Origin of the sequence: Paraburkholderia guartelaensis (assembly GCF_004353905.1) — a bacterium.
Classification (GTDB): Bacteria; Pseudomonadota; Gammaproteobacteria; order Burkholderiales; family Burkholderiaceae; genus Paraburkholderia; species Paraburkholderia guartelaensis.
In genome coordinates, this window is record NZ_SMOD01000013.1 from 54,903 (window position 1) to 79,797 (window position 24,895).

The window sequence follows — 24,895 nt, forward strand, 5'->3', positions numbered from 1 at the left end:
CGGGGAAGTTCGAGAGCGGACGGTACGCCGCGGACTGTGGCGCTGAGTCTAACGTATTTCGGGCGCGATCTGACCGTCGATGCGTGCAGAACCGGGCCGAAGCCGACGCCGATCCCTCAGTCCACGCTGAGCGTGCTCGTGTTCGTCGCGGCGGCCGCGTCGCCGAGCAGGCCGTGCGTGCCGTGAATGCGCCGCATGCGCGTGCGATACCAGAAGGTCCAGGCCATCAGGCCGCCGAACACGCCATAGCCGATGATCGGCGAGACGACGAGAAAGCGCTCGATCGGCCAGGTCGCGGCCAGATAAGTGCGCAGCGCGGAATCGAGACAAAGCCCGAAGCCCCAGATGAACGTGAGCAGCCGCATCGCCCCTGCGAAGCTCGCGTTTTCCTTCCAGAGCAGTTCGAGCCGCGCGACGCCCTCGCGAGTCTCGCGCGCGACCGTCGCTCGCGTGAGATAGAACACGAGCGGGCGCTTCGCGAGAAGCGAGATCAGGAACGCGGCGCCGATCGCGCCCGAGGCGAGGCATTCGCGCATCAACAGCACGCGCGGGCTGCCTCCGAACGCCACCGCGAGCAGCGAAAGCACGATGCCGAGCAGAATGACGGCGGAGAGCGCGTCGACGCGCCGAAAGCGCGCCAGTTCGACGATGCTCCAGGCAAGCGGCGGCGCGGCCGAGGCAATGAGGCCGCCGACTTCGCCCCAGTACGGCTCGGCGAGGCGGTAGGCGACCCAGGGAAGCAGCAGGTTGACCGCCAGTTCGGCAACGAATGCTGGACGCAGCTTCATGGGGTGCGTGCTCCTGAGGGTTCGCCCAAGGCAATGACGGCAGTATGGTTCATGCGCCGCGCGGCAGCAAACTGGCTGCGCACCCGGTAGGCTGTGCGGCGGCATTTCGCATGCCCGCAGGGACCGGCTTGCCGCTTGGGCTGGGGGTATCGCGCTTGAGTCACGCCTGTGCCGATTCAGCCGCGCTGTGCGACACTGCCGCGTGCCCGGCCCGATGCGGCCTGCTTTCTTCTATTTGCCCATGACCGCACGCGCGCCCATCCCGTTGCAGGAAATCGAACTCGTCGCCGTTCGCGCACAGGGTGCGGGCGGCCAGAACGTGAACAAGGTGTCGAGCGCGATTCATCTGCGCTTCGATATCCGCGCCTCGTCGTTGCCCGAGGTGCTCAAGATGCGCCTGCTCGCGCTCGCCGACCGCCGGATTACGAGCGAGGGCGTCGTCGTGATCAAGTCGCAGGAATACCGCACCCAGGAACAGAACCGCGTGGCCGCGCTGGCGCGCCTCGAGGAGCTGGTCGACAGCGTGAGCGTGACGCGCAAGGCGCGTGTGGCGACGCGCCCCACGCGCGCCTCGAAGCTGCGCCGGCTCGACAGCAAGGCGCGCACCGGCGAGCTGAAGGCGGGGCGTCGGCGCGTGACCGACTAGCGACCCGGACCGCGCGGCGGGCGGATTGCCGGTTTGCGATGCGGCCTAACCCGGCTCGCGCCAGGGGCGTTCTCGCGGCCCGTGCTCGGGCGGAAAGTCCGCGCACAACACGTGCGTCGCGCCGCCGTAGTCGAGCGCGATGGCGGCGGTGTAGCAGAGCTCGCCGTCGTTGAGCGAATAGTGCGGACCCATCACCGCAACCCGGCCGGGCGCGGCGAGCGCACGCCGGAAATACCCGCGGCGCGACCAGTTGCTGTCAGTGTCGGGATAGAAAGGTGCCAGGCGCGCGGGCGGTCCGACGCCTGGCATGGCAATCGAAGGCTCGTGCTGCTCGCCGTGTTCATCCGCGGCGAATACGCGCTGCGCGTGGCTGCCGCCGTCGCCGAAGATTGCCTCGGCCGCCGCTTCGAGCGTTCCGCCGCCCGTGAGCACGCGCGCGCCGCGCAGCATGGCGTGCGAGAGCGCGCCGAAATTGACCTGCTCGATGATCTCGGTGCTGCGCTGATAGTCGGCGAAGCGCCGCCACATCGACTGCGCGAGCGCGGGCGCGGCGGCGCTCGCTTGTCGTACCGAAGCTTGCGGCTCGCCGAACCAGAAGCCCTGCACGAGATCGACGTCGGCCTGCATCAGCACCATGAGCTGCGGCTCGGTCTCGACGCCTTCTGCCAGCACCATCGTGCCGGCATGGTGAAGAATCGAGACGAGTTCCGAGATGAATGCCACGTGACTCTCGCTGCTGGCCGCGCGCGTGACGAGCGAGCGGTCGAGCTTGACGATGTCGGGCCGGTAGCGCCAGACGCGGTCGAAATTGGAGAAGCCCGCGCCGAAGTCGTCGAGCGCGACGAGAAAATCGCGGCCGCCGGCAGGCGGCCTTTCGTCGACGAACGAGCTGGGCTCGTCGCCGCCGCGCTGCTCGAGCACCTCGATCACCACACGTTCGTGCGGGAAGTCGAAGTGCCGGCACAGGCCGTCGATGGCGCCCTGCGCGGGGTAGCCGGCGCGTGCGCTGCGCGGCAGCGTGTTCAGGAAGATCCAGCCGCTCTCCACGCCTTGCCGGATGAAATTCGCGAGGTGCAGGCAGCAAGCCAGTTCGTCGAGCTGCTGCGCTTCGGCGCCTTGCACCGTGGCGAACAGATCCGCGGGCGCGAGCGCCTGGCCCGCTTCGTCGGTGACGCGCAACAACGCCTCATAGCCGACCACGCGCTGATGCGTGATGGAGAGCACCGGCTGGAACGCGCTGGCGAGCGCGCAACCATGCCATTGCGCGCCCCAGCCGTCGGCACGCGGCTGCAGTTGGGCGAGCAGGCTGGCGGTGGCAGTCGCCGTTGCGTTCGACGGATCGTTCGGCATGGCTCGGGACGCGCGACGGCGCGGGCGGTTCGTAGGCGCCTGTACCGGCGCGGGCCGCGCAACTGCCGGCTATAGCAGGCGCTCGCCCGATGGCGGTAACCGCCAGGGCCTGTCGTCAGGTGTAGGGACGATGGGTAAATGCTGCGCGCATGCGCCGTGCCTGGCGCGGCGATGTGTGCCCGACGTGTGCCGATGAATGGCGAGCGAGGCGAGGAGGGTCGGGAAGAGGTGATGCCGGGAGAGGGCGCTCGCGTTGGGTGCGAGCGCCTTGCATGCCGCCTGCCGGCGGCCTGATTTACCGTTCAGTGCGCCGTGTCGGGCACGTCGAGAATCAGAATGATGGTCCAGTCCGCGTCGCCTTCATGATGGTATTGGCGCTCTGCCACGATGAACGGCTGCTGCTTGCCGGCCGGGCCGAGAAACAGCACGTCGCCTTCCATCGGCAGGCATTCGATGGGGGGCAGCGCGAGATACGCGTCCTGGTTGCCGCCGCGCGGCATCAGTTTTTCGATCTTGCGTGAGGCCGCTTCGGTCCATTCGATGTCGAGCTGGATGTTGCTCATTGTGTTTCTCCGCGCGTGGCGCGCACAAAAGGTTGGGTCTATGCCGACAGGGGCGTTTTCGAGGTGCGCGACTTTAGCATACCGCGCCGACGCGCCAGCGCGACGCCGATGCGCGCGAGACCGCAAACGCGGCGGCGTGGCGCGGCGAATAAAAAAGCCGATGGCGGCAATACCGGCATCGGCTTCATTCCCGGGAGACGTTGTCCGCGTGCGCTGGGCTGCGCGCGGCCAGGCTTCGCCCGTTCTTACTGGGCAGGGGCCTTCTTGTGATGCGGATGCCCCGACTTGTGATGCATCATGGGCGCCGGCGCAGGCGCGGCTTCCTGTTGCTGCTGCAGAGCCTGCGCGCGTTGCAGGACGTCGTCGGCCTTGGCCGGGTCGGTGCTCATCGTGATGCCGTTATCCGACTGCGCATGCGCAGCGCCCGCCAGTGCGGAAAGTGAAATCAGGACTGCGAGGGACACTTTTTTCATCTTTACCTCCGAAGGAGCGGTTTATGGACCCAGCCGTGACCTGTCCAAGCAGGATGGACACCCCATTCTAACGATCAAATACTCGCGCCAGATGACATCACGTCTGCCGTTCGCGCAGGAGTTACATCTCGTTACATCTAGCTTCGCCATACCGTCATACTAGAACCAGCCGATCATCCGATACACATAAAACTGGGCAACCCCAATCGATTCGTGAAGCGCGGTTTCGGCGGACTTGAGATTCGCTATGCGCGGGAGCAGGCCGCGCTCGACGCGGCGCACGTTGGAAACCGCGGGCAGCGGATTCATCTCGAAGCGCCGGAAATCGAGCATCGCACGGCGCATCTGGTACGAGGACGTCACGAGCAGGAGCGTTTCATCGTTGCCCGCACGCACGATGGGCGCGACGTTGCGCGCGTTCTGATACGTCGTGAGGCTCTGGTTTTCGAGCACGAGATCGGTGCTCGGCACGCCGGCGCGCAGCAGATAGGGCGCGTAGTTGTCGGCCTCGGCGCTCGCATGGTGTTCCGGGTTGCCGCCACTCACGATCACGCGGCACGTGCCGCCCGCGCGTGTGCACTGCGCGTAAAGCTCGGCAGCGAGGACAATGCGTGCATAGACGTCGCGCGCGGGGACCAGTCGGCCATCGCGGAACTTGGTGCCGCCACCCAGCATGATGATGGCGGTGCGCGCACCGAAGTGCGCCGGGCCGATTTTCGCCTGATCGTAGGGAGTGCGATACAACTCCGGCTGGGCGAAATCGAGCAGTACCCCGGTGAGCCATCCGGTGGCGAGCAGCCAGAAGACCGCGGCCGCACAGGCTGCGACACGCCAGCGCGCGCTGCGCCACAGCAAGCCGAGCGCAATAAATAGCGCAAACAAAACGATTAGAATCAATTTGGATGAGGTAACGTATTGTTTTCGGGAAAATGCGCGTCCAACCGACCTTTGCGCCGCGAGCGTGGCGCGGCGTTGGCCGTGCGGGAAGCGGTGAAGCCGCTTTCACGGGGGCCCGGATAACCTGCAGTCCCTGCCGCTGCACAGCGCACGGATAGGGCGCGTGGGCCCGCCAGGGCACAGACTGCGCCGTTCTCAGGTCCGCATTGCGCCGCAGCCGGCTCGCGCGAGGCTCAATGATCGCAGGACTGCATTTTAAGAAAGAAGTGAGATGACCACGTATTCCAACGAAGCAGTACTCGAAGCGCTGAGGCGGGTGCAGTATCGGCAGGTCCCGTGGGCGCGTCGTCCTGAAGTGTTCCAGTATTTGCGCGATCTCGGCATGATGGATATCGTCCGGCAGCGCACGGTTGCGCCGGCGCCGGGTTTCCATGCGCCGGTCGATATCGCGGTGCTGACCGATCGCGGTCGCGCCGAATTCGCCCGGCTCGCACGCGACGAGCGCACGGTGCAGTGGAGCGCGCACCGTGTGGCCGACTACGTCGCGGAGCGCGTGCCTCAATCCGGCCTCGAGGCCAGCCAGTAGTACCCCGTTCTCTTCGTCCCGCCAAAAAAAAGCCCGCATCGAAAGATACGGGCTTACCGGAATTACTGCTGCCACGCTGTGCTTGATGGCGTAAGGGTAGACCGCACATGAAGCGCGGTGGTTCCCTGGGGCAGGGTATATGCTGAGCCGCGACGTGCCGATAGCCTTGCCGGCTTCCATCATCGTTGCTCTTTCGTTGGTTCCGGCAGTCCCCTCGATGGTGTTTCGCTGGCCGGCTTACCGCCGCTGCGTCGGTTCCTGCCTCTGCGGCGCACTGCGGCGGGCATTGTCCGCAATGTCGCCGCGCAAGTCGCCGCGCGGCACTGGCGGTTTGCTCGCGTTCGGGCCAGGCGCTACGGGCGGCATCGCGCGCGCGCCGGTACGCGAGATCGACCATGTCGGTACGGAGGCATGCGGCGGCTGGGCCGCGGCGCTGAACGACACGAACGAGGCGGTCGGCGCGAAGAGGGCGAGGGCAAACAGCGAAACCATGATGCCCCGAATGTGCAGGTTCATGGATTTCATGGTGGTTCCCCGTCAATCCAGTTTCTTGACGTTAATGGACATGCTTCTAAGCTAACGTCGGGCGCGAAAGCACGCTGTAAATATTAGTAAAGAGATGTATCGCGCGGTGCCGATCGCCTGGTTGCGGGCGCAGCGATAGCTATGCAGTCTGCATACGCTGGAGAGGGGCGGCGGAATTGGCTCAGGACCGCAAAACGGTCTTTAGCGGCCGCGAAGTGCGGAAGAGGTGGGAGAAAAACACGCCGGGCGCACGCGGCGCCCGGCGGAAAAGCAGATGAAGCGTGGCTCAGGCCATCTTGACCGGCGCGCGCCACGATTCCGGATTGGTCCAGAACGCGCCACGCAGGCGATCACGGCTGGGCGGCGCCGGCGGCTTGGTCGCCGTGGCGCCGATACGGCCGCGCAGCGAAATTTCACGCCCGTTCGTGCTCAGTCGCTTGACGATCTCCGCAAGCGTGCCGTCCGCCTGCCACTCGTCGAAACGACGGCGGCAAGTCGGCGGCGAGGGGTAGCGGCCCGGCAGCTTGGACCAGCCTTCACCCGTCGAAAGCACCCAGAGCACCGCGTTGACCACAGCACGCGCTTCGACGCGAGGCCGTCCGCGCCGTTCGCTCCGTGCCGGTTCAGCACAGAACAACGCCTCGACCAGCGCCCATTCGTTGTCTCTCAAATCGTCGAACAGCATCATGTTTCACCTCAGCGAAGCTATCTCCGGTGCGCTGCCCCGCGCTGCGCACTCTTCATGTACTCCCGGCCGGATGCCGCAGTACCAGGCGGGCCCGGCTGGATCGTCCCGGACTGCATGCTTCCGGTACATCCATCGAACCTGTGCGTGCCTTAAAGCGAAAACCGTGCCAGCACGTACGTTCTCGTCTTGAAGCCGCGTGGCGCCAAGCCCGCGCGGGAGATTGCCAGGGGCGTATAAGACTCGAAAACACTTATCGAGAAAATCGGGAGAATCACCAATCTTGTGCAGGCAAGCCCGTCCGACGTGCGTTTGCGCCGTATTGCTGCATTGCGGCGAACAATGGTCAGTGAGGTTCATCTACCCGTAACGGTGGGTGTCCGGCATAAAATTGCATGAAAACGGACAATTCATGAGGCAAGCAGATGAATGTGACGCTGCGGCAGTTGCGGGTGTTCATCGAGGTCGCCCGGCTGCAGAGCTTTAGCCGGGCAGGGGACGAAATCGGGCTCACGCAGTCGGCGGTGAGCCGCTGTGTGCGCGAGCTCGAGGCCGAGATTGGCGTGAAGCTCGTCGACCGGACCACGCGCGAGGTGCAGCTCACCGACGTCGGCGCGAACCTGATCGCGAGCATTCCGCGCCTGCTGGGCGATCTCGACGACGCCTTGCGCGAGATTCGCGAGATCGGCGAACAGCGGCGCGGCCGCGTCGTCGTGGCGGCCAGTCCGACGGTCGCGTGCCGCTTGATGCCCCAGGTCGTCGCCGCGTGCGGGCGGCAGTTTCCCTACATCACGCTTGGTTTGCGCGACGACGTGCAGAGCGACGTCGTACGCAAGATCCGCTCGGGCGAGGTGGACTTCGGCGTCATCATCGGGCCCTTTGCTGCTGAGGATCTCGAAACCGAATGCCTGACCACGGACTCGTTCTGCGTGGTCGTGCGCGGCGATCACGCGCTCGCGCTGAGCCAGGAAGTCTCGTGGAAGGAGCTGGACGGCGAGCGTCTGGTGATGCTGGACTACGCCTCGGGCAGCCGCCCGCTCATCGACGCCGTGATGAGTGAGCAGGGTGTGCGCGCACGTGTGGTCCAGGAGCTGGGCCATCCGGCCACGGTCTTCGGTCTCGTCGAGGCGGGCGTGGGCATCAGCGTGTTGCCCTGGCTCGCGCTGCCGGTGCCGGCGGGCGCGCCCTTGCTTGCGCGGCCGCTCGTGCCGCGCGCGGAGCGCACCGTCGAACTCGTGCGGCGGCGCGACCGCTCGCTTTCGCCGGCTGCCGAGGCGGTCTGGTCGCTGATCCGGCAACTTGCCGGCCAGCCCGAAGCGCAGCGCTGAAGCCGCTGTGCAGACCCTTGCAGACGCGGACCTCGTTGCGCCGGGCCGCGCGCTACACTCCATGTTTTCCCACATTCTGTGTCATCTGGAACCCCGATGAGCGATTTCGAACCGTCGTCCTCCGTCAGCCTGCCGCGCGAAGCGGTGCGTGCATTGCGCTCGTCGCAGATCCGCGAAGTGGCGAATGCCGGGTTCGGCGTTCCCGATGTGCTGCCGTTCTGGTTCGGCGAGTCCGACCGCGTGACGCCGCCGTTCATCCGCGAGGCGGCCGCCGAGGCGCTGGGGCGCGGCGACACGTTCTATACGCACAACCTCGGCATCGCGCCGCTGCGCGAATCGCTCGCGCGCTACGTGAGCGAGCTACACGGCGCGACGTCGGTCGACAACGTGGCGGTCACGAGCGCAGGCGTCAACGCGCTGATGCTGGCGGCGCAGCTCGTCGTTGGCGCGGGCGACCGGGTGGTGGCGGTGACCCCGCTGTGGCCGAACCTCGTCGAAATCCCGAAGATCCTCGGCGCCACGGTCGAGACCGTCTCGCTCAGCTACGGCGAGCGCGGCTGGACGCTCGATCTCGACCGGCTGCTGGCGGCGCTCACCCCCGAGACGCGCCTGCTCATGATCAACTCGCCGAACAATCCGACCGGCTGGGTGATGACGCGCGACCAGCAGCGCGCGGTGCTCGAGCATTGCCGGCGCCTCGGCATCTGGATCGTCGCCGACGAGGTCTACGAGCGCCTCTACTACGGCGACGCGAGTGAGCGCACGGCGCCCTCGTTCCTCGACCTTGCGTCGCGCGAAGAGCGCCTGATCTGCGTCAACTCGTTTTCGAAGGCCTGGCTCATGACCGGCTGGCGCCTTGGCTGGATGGTCGTGCCGCGCACCTTGACCGACGATCTCAGCAAGCTGGTCGAGTACAACACCTCGTGCGCGCCCTCGTTCGTGCAGCAGGCGGGCATTGCGGCAGTCGAGCACGGCGAGCCGTTCACGCGCGCGCTGGGGGCCGATCTGCGCGCCTCGCGCGACCACCTCGCCGCCGCGCTGGCGAAGCTGCCCGGCGTCGATGTGAAAGTGCCGCACGGCGCGATGTACCTCTTTTTCCGGCTGGCGGGCGCGCAGAACAGCCTCGAGCTGTGCAAGGCGCTGGTGCGCGACGCGGGCCTTGGCCTCGCGCCGGGCAGTGCGTTCGGGCCGCAAGGGGAAGGCTTCGTGCGCTGGTGCTATGCGTGCGATCCGGCGCGCCTCGACGCGGGCGTCGAGCGGCTGGCGCGCTATCTGGAGACGGTGGGCGCGCATTGAGCCGTCACGCGCCGCGCCATGCACCGGCGTGGCGCAAGCGGGCATAAAGCGATGGTGAGGCCCGAGTTAAAATGAAACGGCTCATGCGGAATGGCGTCTTTACGCACCCAGCGTTTTTGCGTAATATGGCGCTCAGTCAAGCGATTCCCTGCGGGAATTTCGCGGCTCCCTCCGGCTGGGTCTGGCTCATTGCCTGAATTTCGGCCCCCCGGTGCGTGCTCCCATCAATATGACCGATCAGAATCGGGCGAGCGCGTCTCCAAGTTCCATATCGTCTTTCGTCTGTCTGATCCGGTTCCTTGAACCTGATTTACCTTACTTAGGGTCTGACCTGGCTGCATGAATACCCAAGAGGCGAAAATCGTCCTCGAGACTGCATTGATCTGCACGCAGGAGCCGTTGAAGATCGGCGAACTGCGCAAACTGTTTGCCGACGACATTTCGGCCGACACGGTCCGCAACCTGCTCGAAGACCTGCGGCATGAATGGTCCGGGCGCGGTGTCGAGCTGGTGGGGCTCGCGTCGGGCTGGCGCTTTCAGAGCAAGCCGGCCATGCGGACGTACCTTGACCGGTTGCACCCCGAAAAGCCGCCGCGCTATTCGCGCGCGGTCCTCGAAACGCTCGCGATCATCGCGTACCGGCAGCCGGTTACGCGCGGCGACATCGAGGAAATTCGTGGCGTCACGGTCAACACGCAGGTCGTCAAACAGCTCGAGGACCGTAACTGGATCGAAGTCATTGGTCATCGTGACGTGCCGGGCCGCCCGGCGCTCTATGCAACGACTCGGGAGTTTCTCGACGATCTCGGCCTGAAGTCGCTCGACGAATTGCCGCCGCTCGACGATCCGTCGAGCCAGTTCGGCGAGCAACTGCTTGCCCAGCATGCGATCGAGTTTCCCGAGAGCGCTGCGGCGCAGTTCGTCGCGGAAGGCCAGCCCGAGGCTGCCACCGATGTCGCAGGCGCGGAAGATGCGCTGGCGCCGGTAGCCCAGGGCGAGGCGTCGGATGTCGACGCGCCGGACGTGTCGGCACAGTCCGGGAGCGAAGCGCACGACACGCAGGACACGGAACAAACGCACGAGGCGGCAGGCGCAAACGTTGCATACGCAGCCGATGCCTCGGACGAAGCAGTACACGACGAAAAAAGCCTCGCGCAGCACGGGCCAGCTCCCGACGCTCATGCGCAGGATGCCGCGCACGCAGCAGATGCGGCGGGCGAAGAAGAACACGAAGACCGCCGCGACGCGGCGCAGGACGACCCCGTCTCGACGACGGACGACGAAGCCGCACGACGCGGCATCTGAAGCAACAAGCATTTTTGACGCGCCCCGCAAGCGGGCGCGCAACCTGACATTTTGAGGTTGTTTTGACTGATATCCACGACACCGATTCGACCGACGCGTCCTCCGCGCGCGACGACGACACGCGGGCTTCGCAGGTCGAAGGCGAAGCACAGGGCGGCGAGGGCGAAGAGCGTCCGCGCCGCGGCCTGCGCCGCGGGCCGCGCAGCCTGATCGCGCGCCGCCGCGCGGGTGCGAAGGCAAAGGCCGCCGAAGGCGCGGAGGGCGCTGACGCGCCCGCAGCGCCCGCTGACGCGCCGGAAGCGACGGCAGAGCGCGCGCCCGCCGGCCGTGCGCCGCGCAAGGAAGCAGGCGCGAAGAAGCCGGGCCGCCGCCAGAACGCTGGCGCCGCCGCACAGGGCGAGCGTCAAGGCGAACGCCAGGGCGAACGTCAGCAGGGCGCGGGCAAGCGCCAGAAGGGCCAAGGCCGGGGCGAGGGCCAGCAGGCCGCCGCCGCGGGTGAGTCCACGCAGGACGACCTGTTCCTCTACGTGACTTCGCCGGCGTTCGACGCCGACAACGGCGCCGGTTCGGGCGTGCGCGCACCGATGCTGCGCCGCGGCCGAGCCCAGGCCCAGCAGCCCAAGCGCGTGCTGAGCCCGGACGACGACGCGCCCAAGCTGCACAAGGTGCTGGCGGATGCGGGCATGGGCTCACGCCGCGACATGGAAGAGCTGATCATCGCCGGGCGCGTCTCGGTGAACGGCGAGCCCGCGCACATTGGCCAGCGCATCCTGCCGACCGACCAGGTTCGCATCAATGGCAAGCCCATCAAGCGCAAGCTGCAGAACAAGCCGCCGCGCGTGCTGATCTATCACAAGCCGACCGGCGAAATCGTGAGCCACGCCGATCCGGAAGGCCGTCCCTCGGTGTTCGATCGCCTGCCGCCGATGAAAACGGCGAAGTGGCTGGCCGTCGGCCGTCTGGACTTCAACACCGAAGGTCTGCTGATGCTGACCACCTCGGGCGATCTGGCCAACCGTTTCATGCATCCGCGCTACAGCGTGGAGCGTGAATATGCCGTGCGCGTGGTGGGCGAACTGAGCGAAGGGAATCGCCAGAAGCTGCTCAAGGGCGTCGAGCTCGAGGACGGCCCTGCGAGTTTCCTGCGCATCCGCGACGGTGGCGGCGAAGGCACGAACCACTGGTATCACGTCGCGCTGGCCGAAGGCCGTAACCGCGAAGTGCGCCGTATGTTCGAGGCGGCGGGCCTGATGGTGAGCCGCCTGATCCGCACGCGCCACGGCCCGATCGCGCTGCCCAAGGGCCTCAAGCGCGGCCGCTGGGAAGAGCTCGAAGACAACCAGGTGCGCGCACTGATGGCAGCGGTCGGCCTGAAGGCGCCGAGCGAAGAGAAGGCTGGCCGTGGCGGCAAGGAGCAGGAGCGTCGCCAGCCCGATCCGATGCAGACGTCGATGGGCTTCATCAACCGCGAGCCGGTGTTGAGCTCGCACGGTGCGATGGGTCAGCCGCGTCAGGGTCAGGGCCAGGGACGGCGCGGCGCAGCGGGCGGTTTCGGCGGCGGCGCGGGTGCCGGTCACGGCAATTTCGGCGCGGGTTCCGGTTTCGGCGGCCGTGGCGGCAACCGTGCAGGCGGCCGCGAGGTCGACGGCAACCGTGCGCCGGGCGCGCAGGGTAAGCGTGCGGGCGGCAATGCCAACGGCAATCGCCGCAGCGGTCCCGGCACCGGCGGCAATGCCAATCCCAATGGCAACCGCGCGGGCGGCAACAGCCGCGGCGGCCAGCGTGGCACGCCGCGCAACCGCACCCGCGGGCATTGAGCCGTGAGGCGCGACGCCCGGCCGCGCCATGCGGCAGGCGTCGCGGCCATGCAACGGCGGCGATGCGCGTGGTTCGCGCGCAAAACACCGGAAAAACCCCCTTGCGAGCCCGTAAATAACGGCAAAACGCGGCTCGGGCTTGACCTGTGGTTTGCGTTAATGTGCAAAAAAGGCTAGAATCACAAAGTCGCTGGGCGTGCGGCTGTTATTTGCGCCCCAGGTGCGACCACCTGGCTAAGTGAAAGATGGGCAAGATGGGCGTTTTGCCCATTTTTTTTTGGTTCGCCCCAAATTGGATACCAACAGATGCCGACGTTTCACGTTCGGCATTGTCAATTTGGGGGCCGTCCAATCATCCAGGTCGTTCGTCATCGTGGGGCAGGTAGGTGAGAAGCGCGCGCGCTCACCTGGCGCGCGGCCCGCGAATCCCTGGCGAAGCAAGAATTAGAGCGAGGGAAGTTGCCGGCCCGCTGCGCAGAACATCTGGAGTGGGCATTGTGCAACTGACGGAATTGATTGAAACCACGGTCACCGGGCTCGGCTACGAGCTGGTCGACCTCGAGCGCACCGGGCGCGGCATGCTGACCATTTTCATCGATCAGCCCGCGGGGATCGCGATCGAGGACTGCGAGAAGGTCACGCGTCAGCTGCAGCACGTTCTGACGGTCGAGAACATTGACTACGAGCGGCTCGAGGTTTCGTCGCCTGGTCTCGACCGTCCGCTGAAGAAACTGGCGGACTTCGAACGCTTCGCAGGCTGCGAAGCGGTAATCACGTTGAAAAAGCCATTGGACGGACGGAAATCGTACCGGGGCATCGTGCATGCTCCCGAAGGCGAATCCATCGGTCTGGAATTCGAAGGGAAGGCGGGTCCCGCGATGCTCGATTTCACGCTCGCGGACATCGACAAAGCACGCCTTGTCCCCAAAGTTGACTTTAGGAGCCGCAAACAATGAGTCGCGAAGTGTTGATGCTGGTGGATGCGCTGGCACGCGAGAAGAATGTCGACAAGGACGTGGTGTTCGCCGCCCTTGAAGCGGCGCTTGCGTCGGCCTCCAAGAAACTCTTCGACGAGGATGCGGATATCCGCGTGCATATCGATCGCGAAAGCGGCGAACACGAAACGTTCCGCCGTTGGCGCGTCGTGCCGGACGAGGCTGGTTTGCAGGAGCCGGACCAGGAAATCCTGCTGTTCGAAGCACGCGAGCAAGACCCGGAGGCGCAGATCGACGGGTTCGTCGAGCAGCCGGTGCCTTCGGTCGAGTTCGGACGTATCGGCGCGCAGGCCGCCAAGCAGGTCATCCTGCAGAAGGTGCGCGACGCCGAGCGCGAGCAGATCCTGAACGACTTCCTCGAGCGCGGCGAAAGCATCATGACCGGTACGGTCAAGCGCATGGACAAGGGCAACTTCATCGTCGAATCCGGCCGTGTGGAAGCACTGCTGCGCCGCGACCAGCTGATTCCGAAGGAAAACCTGCGCGTGGGCGACCGCGTGCGCGCCTGGATCGGCAAGGTCGATCGCACCGCGCGCGGCCCGCAGATCGAACTCTCGCGCACGGCGCCCGAGTTCCTCATGAAGCTGTTCGAGATGGAAGTGCCCGAAATCGAACAAGGCCTCCTCGAGATCAAGGCGGCGGCGCGCGATCCGGGCGTCCGCGCCAAGATCGGCGTGGTGGCTTATGACAAGCGTATCGATCCGATCGGCACCTGCGTCGGCATCCGCGGTTCGCGCGTGCAGGCCGTGCGCAACGAGCTCGGTGGCGAAAACGTCGACATCGTGCTATGGTCGGAAGATCCCGCACAGTTCGTGATCGGCGCGCTCGCGCCGGCTGCCGTGCAGTCGATCGTCGTCGACGAGGAAAAGCACTCGATGGACGTCGTGGTCGACGAGAGCGAACTCGCGGTCGCGATCGGCCGTAGTGGCCAGAACGTGCGTCTTGCCAGCGAACTGACCGGCTGGCAAATCAATATCATGACGCCGGATGAATCCGCGCAAAAGCAGAATCAGGAGCGCACGGTGCTGCGCGACCTGTTCATGGCGCGTCTCGACGTGGATGAAGAAGTCGCCGACATCCTGATCGACGAAGGCTTCACGAGCCTCGAAGAGATCGCCTACGTGCCGCTCAACGAAATGCTGGAAATCGAGGCGTTCGACGAGGACACCGTGCACGAGCTGCGCAACCGTGCACGCGACGCGCTGCTCACGCAGGCGATCGCGAACGAGGAGAAGGTGGAAAGCGCCGCCCTGGACCTGAAGAGCCTGGACGGTATCGACCCGGACCTGCTCGCGAAACTGGCGCAGCATGAAGTTCACACCCGCGACGAGCTCGCCGAGCTGGCCGTGGACGAGCTGGTCGAAATGACGGGAATGGAAGAGGACGCCGCCAAGGCGTTGATCATGAAGGCACGTGAGCACTGGTTCCAGTAACCCGCCAACGGGAAACTGCATCAGGGCGCGACGAGCAGGAAGCGACCATGACCCACTGAACTGAACGCGGCGGAGCCTTGCAGAACGCGAGGCACCGAAGGCCGCATGACCCGATGTCAACCGCAAGGAATCGGTCCTTGCATTAAGAGGAATGAATGGCGAGTAACAACGTAGCCCAATTTGCCGCGGAACTGAAAATGCCTGCCGGCGTGCTGCTCGAGCAGCTGCAGGCGGCGGGCGTCACGAAAGCGAGCGAGAGCGATGCCTTGTCGGAGACCGACAAGGCGCGTCTGCTCGATCACTTGCGCAAGTCTCACGGCTCGACTGATGCAGACAAACGCAAGATCACGCTGACGAAACGGCATACGTCGGAGATCAAGCAGTCCGATTCGACGGGTAAGGCACGCACCATTCAGGTCGAGGTGCGCAAGAAGCGCACGTTCGTCCGCCGCGACGAGTCCGCCGGTGACGCGGATGCATCGAATCATGCAGCCGACGCAGCCGCTGCCGCCGAAGAGGCGGAGCTGCAGCGCCGTGAGGAAGAAGCGCGCCGCGAGGCAGAACTGCTCGAGCGTCAGGCCCAGGAGCTCAAGGAGCGCCAGGAACTGCTCGCGCGTGAAGAGTCGGAGCGCCGTGCGCGTGAAGAGGCCGCCGAGGCCGAGCGCCGCCGTGCCGAAGAAGAAGCTGCAAAGAAGAAGGCAGCGGCCGATGCCGCCGCTCGCGAGCTGGCCGCTCAGGCCGTGGCTGCGCAGCGCAATGCCGAAGCGGAAGCGAAAGAAGTGAAGCAAGAGCAGGACCAGCAGGAAGAACAGCGCGCCGCAGCCGAGCGCGCCGCGCAGCGCGAAGCGGCCCAGAAGGCCGAAGCCGCCGCACGCGAAGCCGCCGATAAGGCGCAGAAGGAACAGGACGAGATCGCCCGCCGCCGCGCAGCTGCCGAAGCTGAAGCGCGCGCGATCCGCGAAATGATGAACACGCCGCGCAAGGCGCAGGTGAAGGCGCCCGAGCCGCCCAAGCCCGTCGAGCCGCCCAAGCCCGCCGAAGCCAAGGGCACGCTGCACAAGCCGGCCCGTCCGGAAGGTGCGCCGGCACGTCCGGCCGCCGGTGCAGGCGCCGCGGCGAAGAAGCCGGCCACGACGGCCGCGCCTTCGACGAGCGCGCCGGGTGCAGGCGCGGGCGACCGCAACAAGAAGCCGGGCGCAGGCAAGGGCGGCTGGCAGGACGACGCGGCCAAGCGCCGTGGCATCAAGACGCGCGGCGACTCGTCGGGCGGCGTGGATCGCGGCTGGCGCGGTGGCCCGAAGGGCCGTGGCCGTCACCAGGACGCTTCGACGTTCCAGGCGCCGACCGAGCCGATCGTGCGTGAAGTGCACGTGCCGGAAACCATCACGGTGGCCGACCTCGCGCACAAGATGTCCGTGAAGGCATCGGAAGTCATCAAGGTGATGATGAAGATGGGCCAGATGGTCACCATCAACCAGATGCTCGACCAGGAAACGGCGATGATTATCGTCGAGGAACTCGGCCACCGTGCGGTTGCCGCGAAGCTCGACGATCCGGAAGCGTTGCTGGTCGAAGGCCAGGCGACGACCACCGACGCCGAGCAACTGCCGCGTCCGCCGGTCGTTACGGTCATGGGTCACGTCGACCACGGCAAGACCTCGCTGCTCGACTACATCCGCCGCGCCAAGGTTGCCGCGGGCGAAGCGGGCGGCATTACGCAGCACATCGGCGCTTACCACGTCGAAACGCCGCGTGGCGTCATCACGTTCCTCGACACGCCGGGTCACGAGGCCTTCACGGCCATGCGTGCTCGCGGTGCGAAGGCAACCGACATCGTCATTCTGGTGGTCGCAGCCGACGACGGCGTGATGCCGCAGACGAAGGAAGCGATCTCGCACGCCAAGGCTGCGGGTGTGCCGCTCGTCGTGGCGATCAACAAGATCGACAAGCCCGATGCGAACCCCGAGCGCGTGAAGCAGGAGCTCGTCGCCGAAGGCGTCGTGCCGGAAGAGTACGGCGGCGACTCGCCGTTCGTGCCGGTGTCGGCGAAGACCGGCGCGGGTATCGACGACCTGCTCGAAAACGTGCTGCTGCAAGCCGAAGTGCTGGAACTCACGGCACCGGTCGAAGCGCCGGCCAAGGGCATCGTGATCGAAGCGAAGCTCGACAAGGGTAAGGGTCCGGTTGCCACGATCCTCGTCCAGTCGGGTACGCTCAATCGCGGCGACGTCGTTCTGGCAGGCAGCGCCTACGGCCGCGTGCGTGCCATGCTCGACGAAACCGGCAAGCCGACGAAGGAAGCCGGTCCGTCGATCCCGGTCGAAATCCAGGGTCTGTCGGAAGTGCCGGGCGCGGGCGAAGAAGTCATCGTCCTGCCGGACGAGCGCAAGGCGCGTGAAATCGCGATGTTCCGTCAAGGCAAGTTCCGCGACGTGAAGCTTGCGAAGCAGCAGGCCGCGAAGCTCGAAAACATGCTCGAGCAGATGGGCGAAGGCGAAGTGCAGAACCTGCCGCTCATCGTCAAGGCCGACGTACAGGGTTCGCAGGAAGCGCTGGTGCAATCGCTGCTCAAACTGTCGACCAACGAAGTGCGCGTGCAGATCGTGCACAGCGCGGTCGGTGCGATCAGCGAGTCGGACGTCAACCTGGCAACGGCTTCGAAGGCGGTCATCATCGGCTTCAATACGCGTGCGGATGCGCAGGCGCGTAAGGTGGCCGAGGCGAATGGCATCGACATCCGCTACTACAACATCATCTATGACGCAGTGGATGAGGTGAAGGCGGCGATGTCGGGCATGCTGGCGCCGGAGAAGCGCGAGACGGTCACGGGTATGGCCGAGGTGCGTCAGGTGATCCGCGTGCCGAAGGTCGGCCTGATCGCGGGCTGTATGGTCACGGACGGTTTCGTCAAGCGCTCGTCGTCGGTGCGCGTGATCCGCAACAACGTGGTCATCCATACCGGCGAACTCGACTCGCTCAAGCGCTTCAAGGACGACGTCAAGGAAGTCAAGCAAGGCTTCGAGTGCGGTATGTCGATCAAGAACTTCAGCGACATCGTCGAAGGCGACCAGTTCGAAGTGTTCGAGATTACCGAAGTCGCGCGTACGCTGTAATACAGCGGCGCCTGCGGGCAGACCGTCAGGTCGCCCGCCTGACCGCGGCTTTGCCGCGGTTTTGCCGATAACGGGCGGGGCAGGCGCTGGCCAGCCCCGCCCGTTTTGTTTTTGCGCGGCCGTGTGCGCCTTCATGGACGCAACGCCGCCTGAATGCCTCGTAGATAAAGAGGTGGAACCATCATGCCGAAAAAACGTACTACCCCGAATCGCAACGTGCAGATTGCGGATCAGATCCAGCGCGATCTGTCGGAGCTGATGCGCGAAGTGAAGGACCCGCGAATTGGGCTCGTGACGATCCAGAGCGTGGAACTCACGCCCGACTACGCGCACGCCAAGGTCTACTTCACGACCCTCACGGGCGACCCGAAGACCACGCAGGAAGCGCTCAATCACGCCGCGGGCCATCTGCATAACCAGCTCTTCAAGCGCCTGCACATTCACACGGTGCCGACGCTGCATTTCCACTACGACCAGTCGGTGGAGAAGGGTGTCGAGATGTCGCGTCTGATCGACGAGGCGAACGCGACGCGCGCGAAGGACGACTGACGCGGGCAATGACTGCATCATCGAAACAGAATCAGGGCGCGCGGCCAAAGGTCCCGCGCCGCCTGCTCGACGGCGTGCTGCTGCTGGACAAGCCCGTTGGCCTGTCCAGCAACGACGCGTTGATTCGCGCGAAGCGTCTGTACCGCGTGAAGAAGGCCGGCCATACCGGCACGCTCGACCCGCTGGCGTCGGGTCTGCTGCCGCTGTGCTTTGGCGAGGCGACCAAGTTTTCGCAGGATCTGCTCGAAGCCGACAAGACCTATGAGGCGACCATGCGCCTCGGCATCCGCACGGCCACCGGAGACGCAGAAGGCGAGGCGATAGAAACGCGCGAGGTCACCTGTGACGAAGCCGCTGTGCGTGAAGCGATGACGCGCTTTCTCGGCGACATCGTGCAGGTGCCGCCGATGTATTCGGCGCTCAAGCGCGACGGCAAGCCGCTCTATGAGTATGCACGTGCGGGGCAGACGGTCGAGCGCGAAGGGCGCGAGGTGAAAATCCTTGCGCTGGAGATGATCGCCTGCGCACTTCCCGAGGTTCCCGAAGTGACGTTTTGCGTGACGTGCAGCAAGGGCACGTACGTCCGCACGCTTGCCGAAGATATCGGCGAGGCGCTTGGCTGCGGCGCGCATCTCGTGATGCTGCGGCGTACGGGTGTGGGCGCGCTCACGCTCGAGCATGCAGTGACGCTCGATGCGCTCACGGCGGCCGACGAGCCCGAGCGCGACACCTGGCTGCGCCCCGTCGATGCGTTGCTCTCTACCTTCCCCGCCGTGACGCTCAACGCGGAAGCGGCGCGCCGCTTCACGCATGGCCAGCGCTTGCCGCTCAACGAACTGGTGCTCGATCGCGCGGTTTGCGAAGCGGCTGAACGCGTGCGCGTCTATGCAGAAGATGGGCGCCTGCTTGGCGTCGCGAAGGCCGCGAACGGCGTGCTTGCGCCGGAGCGGCTGGTGGTCAGCGGCGCAGCCTGAGTACGCTTGCGTCGCGCCTGGAGCGCACAAACAAAAACGGCACGCCGGTGAACAACCGGACGTGCCGTTTTGCTATGGACAGCCGCAAGCGCTAGCGCATCGACGTCAATGCGCTGCCGAAGCCGCTGCACCCGCGTCCGCACCGCCGGCACGTTCGGGCCGCGTGATCCAGATGAGCGCGATCAGCACGATGAAGATCATCGAGGAAATCCAGAACAGGTCGTTCACGCCGAGTTGCGCGGCCTGCTGCGAGAGCATCCGGTCGAAGAGCCCGTGCGCCTGGGAAGGATCGAGACCCGCGCCCTGGAACTGCTGCATCGACTGGTTGAAGACCGGGTTGGTCGGCGTAGCCACTTCGTTCAGGCGCGCGTGGTGAAACGTCGTCCGGTGATCCCACGCCGTTTCGAAGATCGAGGTGCCGATACCGCCGCACATGATCCGCACGAAGTTCGACAGGCCCGAGGCCGCGGGAATGCGATGGCCCGGCAGCCCCGACAGCGTGATCGACACGAGTGGAATGAACAGACCCGCCATGCCGATGCCCTGGATGAGCGTAGGCAGCGTAAGCGCCCACGTGTCCACGCCCGTCGTGTATTGCGAGCGCATCCAGAAGCACAGCGCGAACACGATGAAGGCTGTCGTCGCGATATAACGCGGGTCGGTGCGCGGCAAGATCTTGCCCGTGATCGGCGACAGCAGGATGGCGAAGAAGCCCACGGGCGCCATCACGAGGCCCGCGTCCGTTGCGGTGTAGCCGAGCGTGGTTTGCAGCCACAGCGGCAGCAGCACGAGATTGCCGAAGTACAGCCCGTAGCCCACCGAAAGCGCGATCGTGCCGCCCGTGAAATTGCGGCGCGCGAACAGCGACAGGTCCACCACAGGGTGATCCGCGGTCAGCTCCCACACCACGAAGAACGCGAATGCGATCACGGCGGTAAGCGCGAGCACGACGACCGTGGTGGACGAGAACCAGTCGAGGTCCTTGCCCTTGTCGAGCATCACTTGCAGCGAGCCCACCCAGATGATGAGGAGCGCGAGGCCCACGCCGTCGATCGGCGCCTTCCTGACCTCCGAATCGCGATTGCGGAAGATCGCCCACGTGGCGAGCGCCGCGACGATGCCCACCGGAATGTTCACGTAGAAGATCCAGGGCCAGGAGATGTTGTCGGAGATCCAGCCGCCGAGAATCGGGCCGGCCACCGGCGCGATCAGCGTGGTCATCGACCACATCGAGAGCGCCATGGGCGCTTTCGCCCGCGGGTAGCTCGCGAGCAGCAGTGTTTGCGAAAGGGGGATCATCGGGCCGGCCACGGCGCCTTGCAGCACGCGCGAGGCGAGCAGGAAGGGCAGCGTGGGCGCAAGGCCGCACATCCACGACGAGATCACGAACAGGATGATCGACGCCATGAACAGGCGCACCTGGCCGAAACGCTGCGTGAGCCAGCCGGTGAGCGGCACGGAGATCGCATTCGCCACCGCGAACGAGGTGATGACCCACGTGCCCTGGTCCGACGACACGCCGAGGTCGCCCGAGATCGACGGGATCGACACGTTCGCGATCGAGGTGTCGAGCACGTTCATGAACACCGCGAGCGACACCGCGATGGTGCCGATCACGAGTTGCGCGCCCTGTAGCGGCGGATGCGCGGCGGGTTGTTGTGCTGCTGCCATTGCGTCCTTTCTTGTTGACCTGTTGGAGGCCGCGCGAAACAAAGCGGCGCGGGCTGAGGATCAGCCCGCGCCGGCGTTTGCGAGTGCTTTTATCAGGGCTTCAATCAGCCTTTTGCGCCCGGCTTTGCCGCGTGAGCGGACGAGACCTGCGCCTTCGCGGCTGCGTTGCCGGTCGCGCTGCTGGCGTTGTTGCCGGCGCTAGCCGCCTTGTGCGCGTTCGGACCGGCGTTTTCGGCGATGATGCGCGCGATTTCCGCGTCGGCTTCCGCGCCGTACTTGGCGAACACATCGGTCTCGTAGACAGTGTTCTGCGCATTGCCGAGCTGCGTGCCCGAATCGTTGCGGATGTTCACGTCCACCTGCATCGAGAGGCCGATACGCAGCGGGTGTTTCAACAGGTCTTCCGGATCGAGCGAGATACGCACCGGCAGGCGCTGCACCACCTTGATCCAGTTACCCGTCGCGTTCTGCGCGGGCAGCAGCGAGAAGGCCGAACCCGTGCCCGCCGAGAAGCCCACCACCTTGCCGTGATAGACGACCGACGAGCCATACACGTCGGCCGTCATTTCGACCGGCTGGCCGATACGCATGTGCTTGAGCTGCACTTCCTTGAAGTTGGCGTCGACCCACAGCGAGTTCAGCGGCACCACCGACATGAGCGGATTGCCCGGCGAGACGCGCTGGCCCACCTGCACCGAGCGCTTGGCCACGTAGCCGGTAACCGGCGCGGGCAGCGTGTTGCGCGCATTCGCGAGATAGGCGTCGCGCACCTTGGCCGCGGCGGCTTCCACGTTCGGGTGATTGGCGATGGTCGTGTTCGCGGTCAGCGCGCGGTTCGCGGCGAGCTGCTGCTGTGCGGCTTCAAGCGCGGCTTCGGCACTGCGCACGGCGTCGCGGGCGTGCGAGATCTCTTCCTGCGAGACCGCGCCCGTCTGCGCGACCTGCATGCGGCGGCGCAGGTCGTCTTGCGCGCGCGAGAGGTCGGACTGGCGCTGCGCGACTTGCGCTTCGTACTGGCTGTCGTCGGCGAAGAGGCCGCGCACCTGGCGCACCGTCTGTGCGAGTTGCGCTTCAGTTTGCTCGAGCGTGACGCGCGCGTCGGCCGGGTCGAGCAGCACGAGCGGGTCACCGACGTTCACGGTTTGCGTGTCGTCCGCCTTCAGTGCGATCACCGTGCCGGTGACCTGCGGCGTGATCTGCACGACGTTGCCGTTCACGTAGGCGTCGTCCGTGCTTTCGGTGAAGCGCGCGACGAGGAAGTAGTAGAGGCCGTAGGCAACGGCTGCAATCACGATCACGAGGACAAGCAGCGTCATCATGCGCTTGCGCTTGCCGCTGTTCGCGTTCGGCTGCGGATTGGCTGCCGGCTGCTGGGGGGTGCTCATGGAAGGATCTCCGGATGCTTGCGTGCTGTTCGTTCAGTTTTTGATGTTCGTGTGCTGCTCGGCGCTCGGTTCGACACTCAGTTCGACACGGGCGCTGCGTTGGCCGCGTTCGCCGCCGCTGCCGCGTTCTGCGGCGAGCGCGTACCGCGCCACGGTGCGCCGTTCACGTCGCTCTGGCCGCGCGCTTCGCTGCCGACTTCGGCGGGCGGCGTGAGCCCCGCGCCTTGCGCTTCGAAGCCGCCGCCAAGCGACTTGATGAGCGCCATCTGCTGGTCGCGGCGCTGCGCCTTCAGGTTCGACACCGTCTGCTCCGCGGCGAGGCGGTTCTGGTCGGCGGTGAGCACCTGGAGCTGCTCGGAGAGCCCCGCCTTGTAGCGGATCACGGCGAGCTGCCAGGCCTTCGTCGATGCGTCGAGCGCGCGATCGGCATCCACCAGTTGCCGGTCGGCCGAGCGGATCGTCGACACGTTGGTCGCCACGTCCTGGAACGCGCCGATCAGCGTCTGGTTGTAGTTCGCCACATCGAGCTCGAAGTCGGCGTAGCGGCCCTTCAGTTGCGCGCGCAGCGCGCCCGCGTCGAAGAGCGGCAAATGCACGGCTGGGCCGATGTTCGCCTGGCGGCTCGTGAAGTTCAGGAATTTGCCCCAGCCGAACGCGTCGAAGCCGAAGCCGGCCGCGAGGTTCACGTCGGGATAGAACTCGGCCTTGGCTTCCTTCACGTCGTGCATCGCGGCTTCCACCTGCCAGCGCGCGGCGACGATGTCGGGGCGGCGCGCGAGCAGGTCGGCGGGCAGATTGTCGGGCAGGGCGACATTGGCGACGGGGTTGAGCACCGGTTTCGCGATCTGCAGGCCGCGGTCGGGGCCCTTGCCGAGCAGCGCGCCGAGCTGATAGCGCACGGATTCGATCTGGCCGTCGATCTGCGAGAGGTTCGCCTGGCTCGTCGCGATGTTGCCGTTCGCGGTCTGTTTCTCGACGTTGGTGTCGAGGCCCGCCACCACGCGGCCGTTCGTGATCGTGCCGATCGTCTTGCGGTTGTCGATCTCGTGCACGGCGATGTCGCGCAGCTCGTAAAGCTGGGCGAGCTGGTTATACGTGCGCGCAACCGAAGAGGCGAGCGTGATGCGCGCCTGCTGCATGTCCGCCTCGGCGGCACGCTGCGAGGACACGGCTTGTGCGAGGCGCTGACGGTTCTTGCCCCAGAGGTCCAGATCCCACGAGGCGCTCGCGAGTACGTTGTTCTCGCTATACCAGGTGCCGCCGTACGGGGGCGGGAACAGGGCGTTGGCCGAGTACAGTTCGCGGGTCCACGAATAGCTCAGGTTGGCCTTCGGGAAGAGCGCCGAGCGCGAGGTTTCGATATACGACGAGGCCTTCGCGAGGCGCGCCTGCGCCTGAGCGATGGTCGGGCTGCCTTCGAGCGCCTCATCGATCAGCTTGGGCAGCTGCGGATCGCCGAACTGGTTCGCCCAGTCGAGCGTGGGCCACTGGCCGCCTTGCGACGGAATGCTCTGCGAGCTTTCGAACTGCTGCGGCTGATCGATGGTCTTGTCGCTCTTGATGCCGATGTAGTTCGCGCAACCCGAAAGGGCGAGCGCCGCGACCGCGGCGGCGACCGCCGCCCGGCAGGACAATGCCCGCACGGCCGGAACTGGCGCAAACTCGGTTTGGGATTTCATTGCTCGTCTCGATGCGTGAGAGTGTGTGGTGATACTGGACGATGCAGCTATTTTCTTGTTCGGCGATTTCAAATTTGCTTGCCCCGTCATCAATTCTCGGGCGGATTCGGGTTCGAACTCTGGCTAGCTTCGCAGCTATTCGAAAGAATCCGCCGCAACATGCTCTTCAGAAAGCCGACTTCCTCAGGCGTGAATCCGGCGGAAAGATGCTCCGTGACGCTGCGGAAAATCGCCGGCATGCGCGCCGCGATGGCAAGGCCCTCGGGCGTGAGCGCGAGGCGTACGGCACGGCGGTCTTCGGAGCTGCGCACGCGTTTCAGGAGCCCGCGCTTCTCGAGCCGGTCGACGAGACGTGTGACGGCGCTTGCGTCGATGCCGTACTCGCGCGCGAGTTCGGCCGCGAGCGTGCATTTGCCGGTCGCCACCATGAAGAGGATGCTGGCCTGCTGGCTCGTCACGCCGAGTTCGGCAACGGCGCGCTGGGTGACCATGTTCGACATCGTCGATTTCACCCGCGAGATCAGGTAGCCGACGCTCTCTCCGAGGTCGTAGTCGCGGACTTCGGGCGGGGGCGTGGGAGTCGGATCCGTCATGATTCTGCTGCGACTGCAATGGTTGACCAGGCAGGGATTATAGGGGCGGTTAGTTGACGCGGCAAGGTTTATTCTGCCTTTGCCGAGAAACCTTTGCAGAGTAGGGGCTTAATCCGGCCCCGCAGGCATGGGAGAATGCGGCGTGAACGGCGCGCCGTGACGGCTATCGCACCTTGCCCGCGTTGCGCGGTTACGACGCCTGCCACCCGATCCAGGGTGCTCCCTTATATGCGCAAGATCAATT

The 24,895-nt window shown here is 65.8% G+C and carries 21 protein-coding genes and 1 pseudogene; 12 read left to right on the top strand and 10 right to left on the bottom strand.

Features of this window, described 5'->3' with window-relative positions:
• Positions 1-116: 116 nt before the first annotated feature.
• Positions 117-788, bottom strand: coding sequence for a VC0807 family protein (locus tag E1N52_RS18400; RefSeq protein WP_246089121.1), 672 nt, complete (start codon positions 786-788; stop codon positions 117-119).
• A gap of 241 nt (positions 789-1,029) precedes the next feature.
• Between E1N52_RS18400 and arfB the strand changes: the two genes are divergently transcribed.
• Entirely contained in the window at positions 1,030-1,434 is a 405-nt protein-coding gene (arfB, locus tag E1N52_RS18405) for an alternative ribosome rescue aminoacyl-tRNA hydrolase ArfB (protein ID WP_069267882.1), read from the top strand.
• 45 nt (positions 1,435-1,479) lie between these two features.
• Here the strand turns inward: arfB and E1N52_RS18410 are convergent, their stop codons facing one another.
• From E1N52_RS18410 to E1N52_RS18425, 4 genes are all read right to left on the bottom strand, one after another.
• A complete protein-coding gene (locus tag E1N52_RS18410; RefSeq protein ID WP_133184188.1) occupies positions 1,480-2,784 on the bottom strand; it encodes an EAL domain-containing protein in 1,305 nt (434 codons plus the stop codon).
• 302 nt (positions 2,785-3,086) lie between these two features.
• Entirely contained in the window at positions 3,087-3,347 is a 261-nt protein-coding gene (locus E1N52_RS18415) for a DNA-binding protein (RefSeq protein WP_133184189.1), read from the bottom strand.
• Positions 3,348-3,592: 245 nt separating this feature from the next.
• A complete protein-coding gene (locus E1N52_RS18420; protein ID WP_028204804.1) occupies positions 3,593-3,820 on the bottom strand; it encodes a hypothetical protein in 228 nt (75 codons plus the stop codon).
• A gap of 159 nt (positions 3,821-3,979) precedes the next feature.
• Positions 3,980-4,702 (bottom strand): YdcF family protein, encoded by a 723-nt coding sequence (locus E1N52_RS18425; protein WP_246089122.1) that lies wholly within the window; start codon positions 4,700-4,702, stop codon positions 3,980-3,982.
• Positions 4,703-4,988: 286 nt separating this feature from the next.
• On the opposite strand from E1N52_RS18425, the gene E1N52_RS18430 reads away from it, so the two are divergent.
• Together E1N52_RS18430 and E1N52_RS44115 are read left to right on the top strand one after the other, a co-directional pair.
• Positions 4,989-5,303 carry a hypothetical protein gene (locus E1N52_RS18430; protein WP_069267881.1) on the top strand — a complete coding sequence of 105 codons (315 nt, stop codon included), beginning with the start codon at positions 4,989-4,991 and terminating at the stop codon, positions 5,301-5,303.
• Between the two features lie 139 nt (positions 5,304-5,442).
• The gene (locus E1N52_RS44115; RefSeq protein ID WP_165979412.1) at positions 5,443-5,883 is read left to right on the top strand and encodes a hypothetical protein; all 441 of its coding nucleotides are present in this window, start codon (positions 5,443-5,445) and stop codon (positions 5,881-5,883) included.
• A 234-nt stretch (positions 5,884-6,117) separates the two neighbouring features.
• Here E1N52_RS44115 and E1N52_RS18440 read toward each other — a convergent pair.
• Positions 6,118-6,513: pseudogene (locus E1N52_RS18440) on the bottom strand (transposase); the annotation flags it as partial.
• 425 nt (positions 6,514-6,938) lie between these two features.
• Between E1N52_RS18440 and E1N52_RS18445 the strand changes: the two are divergent.
• The 9 genes from E1N52_RS18445 (at position 6,939) to truB (ending at position 19,323) form a co-directional block, all read left to right on the top strand.
• Positions 6,939-7,841 carry a LysR family transcriptional regulator gene (locus E1N52_RS18445; protein WP_133184192.1) on the top strand — a complete coding sequence of 301 codons (903 nt, stop codon included), beginning with the start codon at positions 6,939-6,941 and terminating at the stop codon, positions 7,839-7,841.
• A gap of 96 nt (positions 7,842-7,937) precedes the next feature.
• Positions 7,938-9,137, top strand: coding sequence for a pyridoxal phosphate-dependent aminotransferase (locus tag E1N52_RS18450; RefSeq protein ID WP_133184193.1), 1,200 nt, complete (start codon positions 7,938-7,940; stop codon positions 9,135-9,137).
• A 339-nt stretch (positions 9,138-9,476) separates the two neighbouring features.
• A complete protein-coding gene (gene scpB / locus E1N52_RS18455; RefSeq protein ID WP_133184194.1) occupies positions 9,477-10,442 on the top strand; it encodes an SMC-Scp complex subunit ScpB in 966 nt (321 codons plus the stop codon).
• Between the two features lie 62 nt (positions 10,443-10,504).
• The gene (gene rluB / locus E1N52_RS18460; RefSeq protein WP_133184195.1) at positions 10,505-12,259 is read left to right on the top strand and encodes a 23S rRNA pseudouridine(2605) synthase RluB; all 1,755 of its coding nucleotides are present in this window, start codon (positions 10,505-10,507) and stop codon (positions 12,257-12,259) included.
• Positions 12,260-12,756: 497 nt separating this feature from the next.
• Complete coding sequence (rimP, locus tag E1N52_RS18465; protein WP_028204813.1) at positions 12,757-13,215, top strand: ribosome maturation factor RimP; 459 nt, start codon at positions 12,757-12,759, stop codon at positions 13,213-13,215.
• Complete coding sequence (gene nusA / locus E1N52_RS18470; RefSeq protein ID WP_069267875.1) at positions 13,212-14,687, top strand: transcription termination factor NusA; 1,476 nt, start codon at positions 13,212-13,214, stop codon at positions 14,685-14,687. Before rimP ends, nusA begins: the two co-directional genes overlap by 4 nt.
• 155 nt (positions 14,688-14,842) lie before the next feature.
• A complete protein-coding gene (infB, locus tag E1N52_RS18475) occupies positions 14,843-17,800 on the top strand; it encodes a translation initiation factor IF-2 (protein ID WP_133184196.1) in 2,958 nt (985 codons plus the stop codon).
• Between the two features lie 183 nt (positions 17,801-17,983).
• Complete coding sequence (gene rbfA / locus E1N52_RS18480; RefSeq protein WP_133184197.1) at positions 17,984-18,349, top strand: 30S ribosome-binding factor RbfA; 366 nt, start codon at positions 17,984-17,986, stop codon at positions 18,347-18,349.
• A gap of 8 nt (positions 18,350-18,357) precedes the next feature.
• Entirely contained in the window at positions 18,358-19,323 is a 966-nt protein-coding gene (truB, locus tag E1N52_RS18485) for a tRNA pseudouridine(55) synthase TruB (protein ID WP_133184198.1), read from the top strand.
• Positions 19,324-19,428: 105 nt separating this feature from the next.
• Here truB and E1N52_RS18490 read toward each other — a convergent pair whose 3' ends face one another.
• The 4 genes from E1N52_RS18490 to E1N52_RS18505 all read right to left on the bottom strand — a co-directional run bounded on the left by E1N52_RS18490 (position 19,429) and on the right by E1N52_RS18505 (position 24,651).
• Positions 19,429-20,994, bottom strand: coding sequence for a DHA2 family efflux MFS transporter permease subunit (locus tag E1N52_RS18490; protein WP_133184199.1), 1,566 nt, complete (start codon positions 20,992-20,994; stop codon positions 19,429-19,431).
• Positions 20,995-21,098: 104 nt separating this feature from the next.
• Entirely contained in the window at positions 21,099-22,379 is a 1,281-nt protein-coding gene (locus E1N52_RS18495) for an EmrA/EmrK family multidrug efflux transporter periplasmic adaptor subunit (RefSeq protein ID WP_133184200.1), read from the bottom strand.
• 77 nt (positions 22,380-22,456) lie between these two features.
• Positions 22,457-24,058: an efflux transporter outer membrane subunit gene (locus E1N52_RS18500; protein WP_133184201.1), complete on the bottom strand. Its 1,602-nt coding sequence runs from the start codon at positions 24,056-24,058 to the stop codon at positions 22,457-22,459.
• Positions 24,059-24,147: 89 nt separating this feature from the next.
• Positions 24,148-24,651 carry a MarR family winged helix-turn-helix transcriptional regulator gene (locus tag E1N52_RS18505; RefSeq protein WP_133184202.1) on the bottom strand — a complete coding sequence of 168 codons (504 nt, stop codon included), beginning with the start codon at positions 24,649-24,651 and terminating at the stop codon, positions 24,148-24,150.
• Between the last annotated feature and the right edge of the window lie 244 nt (positions 24,652-24,895).